Raw genomic sequence first — 3054 nt, forward strand, 5'->3', positions numbered from 1 at the left:
GATATCCGGCGCGGAATCCCCGTTGGATCGGCCCCCGGGGCTGGCCGCGGGCGAGGCGATCGAGGCGGCGGGACAGCCGATCGACATCGCCGAACCCCAAGCCTGAGGTCGGCGTCGAAGCCGGACGCGGATGCCGCAGCCAGCCCCGGGGGCCGATCCAACGGGGATTCCGCGCCGGATATCAAACTGCTGGCGGGCGCGCGCGGCGCCTCAACCCGCCCGGGATGGCGCGCCAGGCATGCCGGCGCCGGCCTGCCACTCGTGGCGCAGCAGCCCCATGATGCCGGTATCCCACCGCTGTTCGCCCACCCGCGTCGAGGCGCGGCGCACGCCTTCGAGCTTGAATCCCAGCGCTTCATAGGTGCGCAGGGCGGGCTGGTTGAACATGTAGACGTTCAGCTCCAGCCGCTCGATGCCCGGCGCGCTGAACGCTTCCTGGACCATCAGCGCCGTCAGGGGGCGGGCCAGTCCCTGGCCGCGCATGGCGGGCGCGACGGCGACGCGGCCCAGGCGCGCGTTGCCGTCATGCCATTCATAGGCCAGCTGCGCATGCCCGACCGGCGCGCCATCGCGGCAAACCATCCAGCAGCGGCGCGCGGGCGGCGTGGCCCGGCCTTCGCCCAGCATGGTTTCAACGTGCAGCGGCGTGAGCGGATAGGAGAGCTGCGAGCCGCCCCATTGGACGACATCGGCAAGGCTGGAGAACCAGCCGGCAAGAAGGGAATGGTCTTGTGCCGCGAGCGGGCGCAGGGTCAGCATGATGGCGTGGGGCGCGTATGCGCCAGGTGACGCCGCGCGCGGCATGCGCGCGGACTGGCGTCCCAGTATAGGCGGGGACAGGCCGCGCCGTTCAGCCGCGGGCTTCGAAGCGCAGGCGCAGCACGCCCAGGTCGCCGTAGGCGATCTCGAGATCGCGGCCCGCCGGCACGTCCAGGAAGCCGGCATACGAGCCGGTGATGACATGCTGGCCGGCGCGCAGGCCGGTGCCTTGTTCGCGCAGGAAGTTCGCCAGCCAATACAGGCCGGCCTTGGGCCGGCCGTTGGGATGGATGCCCGCGTGCTGCTCGGCATCCTGGCCGTCCACGGACAGCGTGATGGCCATGCTGGCGGGCGCGTCGTCGGCGGACGCGATGCGCGGCCCCAGCACCAGGCCCTGGTTGAACATGTGGTCGGCCAGCAGCTCGGGCAGGCTGGCGTGTTCGGGCAGCGCGTAGCGGCACCCCAGCACTTCCAGCGCCAGCCGGGCGCCGCCGACTGCGGCATCGATCTCGGCTTCGCTGTAGGGCTGTTCGCGCGCGGGCAGGTCGCGCGCCAGTTCGAAGGCGATCTCGGGTTCGACGCGCACGACGGCGCCATGCGAGGGCACCGGCGAGGTGGCGCTGAAATGGACGGTGGATGTGTAGATGGGCGCGACCACGGATTTTTCGGGCGTGGGCAGCGCGCTCTTCCAGGCGGCGATGTCGTCGCGTCGCGTTTCGCGCAGCAGGCGGGCGGTGCTGCGCTGCACGGCGAAGGCCTGGCCCTGCGTCTGCGGCCGGCAATCGGCGGGCAGGCGCGGGCCGGGCACGCCGGCGTCGCGGGCGGCGATCAGGAAACGGGCGGCGTCGACGCTGCCGGGATACTCTTCGATCTGGATTCGCATGGCGTCACATTCCCAGGAACAGCATGGTCCACAGGGCGATCATGGCGATCAGCCCGAGCCAGCAGGCGCCCCAGAAGCCCACCACCGGCCACTTGAGCGACAGCGGCACCTGCTTCGGATCCACGTGGGCCAGCAGGCGGTTGGCGTTGCCGACGAGCCAGAAGCGCGTGCCGGGGAACATCAGCCGGAAGAAATAATCGAGCATGATCGCCGCCTGGATGGCCAGCGGATACTGGTTGAAGGCCCGGTGCTCCAGGTAGGGATGCTTGAATCGGGCGTTGATCTGCTTGGCCTTGAAGAAGAACAGCACGATGCCGCTGATCGAGCAGGTGACGAAGCACAGCACGAACAGGCTGAAGGCCATGGCCAGCGCGGGGGTATGCATGAAGAAAATCCCGGGGTTGCGCGGCGAGGACGCCGCGATGAATGTCTGTCGTGAGGTGCGGCGTCAGCCGCGCAACTGGCCTTCGCCGTTGAGCACCCATTTCAGCGTGGTCAGGCCTTCCAGGCCGACCGGGCCGCGCGCGTGCAGGCGGTTGGTCGAAATGCCGATCTCGGCGCCCAGGCCGTATTCGAAGCCATCGGCGAAGCAGGTGGGCAGGTTCACGTAGACCGAGCTGGAATCGACCTCGCGCTGGAAGCGCTGGGCCGCGGACAGGTCCTCGGTGACGATGGCGTCGGTGTGGCCCGAACCCCAGCGGGCGATGTGCTCGATGGCGTCGTCCAGCGTGTCGACGATGCGCACCGCCAGGACCGGGCCCAGGTACTCGGTGCCCCAGTCTTCTTCCGTGGCGGGCTTGAGCTGCGGCAGCAGCGCCAGCGTGCGCGGGCAGCCGCGCAGCTCGACGCCGCGATCGGCGAAATCCGCCGCCAGGCTGGGCAGGATGGACACGGCCGCCACCGCGTCCACCAGCAGCGTTTCCATGGCGCCGCAGATGCCGTAGCGGTAGGTCTTGGCGTTGATGGCGATGGCGTGGGCCTTGTCGGGATCGGCGGCCGCGTCGATGTAGACGTGGCAGTTGCCGTCCAGGTGCTTGATCAGCGGCACGCGCGCTTCCTGGGCCAGGCGCGCGATCAGGCCCTTGCCGCCGCGCGGCACGATGACGTCGATGTGCTCGGTCATGGTGATCAGCTTGCCGACCGCGGCGCGGTCGGCCGTGGCCACCACCTGCACCGCGTCCTGCGGCAGTCCGGCGGCCGCCAGGCCGGCCTGGACCACGCGGCCCAGCGCGATGTTCGAATGCAGCGCCTCGCTGCCGCCGCGCAGGATGGCGGCGTTGCCGGACTTCAGGCACAGCGCGGCCGCGTCGATGGTCACGTTGGGACGCGATTCGTAGATGATGCCGATCACGCCCAGCGGCACGCGCATCTGCGCGACGCGCATGCCGTTGGGGCGCAGCGAGGTGGCGGTG

Annotated in this window: 4 protein-coding genes; all 4 read right to left on the reverse strand. The window is 70.2% G+C overall.

What is annotated here, in order from left to right; translation table 11 throughout:
* Positions 1 to 210 precede the first annotated feature (210 nt).
* Positions 211 to 759 (reverse strand): GNAT family protein, encoded by a 549-nt coding sequence (locus KDH83_RS30110; protein ID WP_212322575.1) that lies wholly within the window; start codon positions 757 to 759, stop codon positions 211 to 213.
* 91 nt (positions 760 to 850) lie between these two features.
* Complete coding sequence (locus tag KDH83_RS30115) at positions 851 to 1642, reverse strand: fumarylacetoacetate hydrolase family protein (protein ID WP_212322576.1); 792 nt, start codon at positions 1640 to 1642, stop codon at positions 851 to 853.
* A gap of 4 nt (positions 1643 to 1646) precedes the next feature.
* The gene (locus KDH83_RS30120; protein WP_212322577.1) at positions 1647 to 2027 is read right to left on the reverse strand and encodes a hypothetical protein; all 381 of its coding nucleotides are present in this window, start codon (positions 2025 to 2027) and stop codon (positions 1647 to 1649) included.
* 63 nt (positions 2028 to 2090) lie between these two features.
* On the reverse strand, positions 2091 to 3054 hold a 964-nt coding region (locus KDH83_RS30125; protein ID WP_212322579.1), incomplete at its 5' end, for a glutamate-5-semialdehyde dehydrogenase.

Source organism: Achromobacter sp. Marseille-Q0513 (assembly GCF_018195695.1).
Taxonomy (GTDB): Bacteria; Pseudomonadota; Gammaproteobacteria; order Burkholderiales; family Burkholderiaceae_B; genus Achromobacter.

Excerpts from the sequence above, each read along its gene's own strand:
- KDH83_RS30110 (WP_212322575.1), bottom strand. The coding sequence starts at position 759 with ATGCTGACCCTGCGCCCGCTCGCGGCACAAGACCATTCCCTTCTTGCC.
- KDH83_RS30115 (WP_212322576.1), bottom strand. The coding sequence starts at position 1,642 with ATGCGAATCCAGATCGAAGAGTATCCCGGCAGCGTCGACGCCGCCCGT.
- KDH83_RS30120 (WP_212322577.1), bottom strand. The coding sequence starts at position 2,027 with ATGCATACCCCCGCGCTGGCCATGGCCTTCAGCCTGTTCGTGCTGTGC.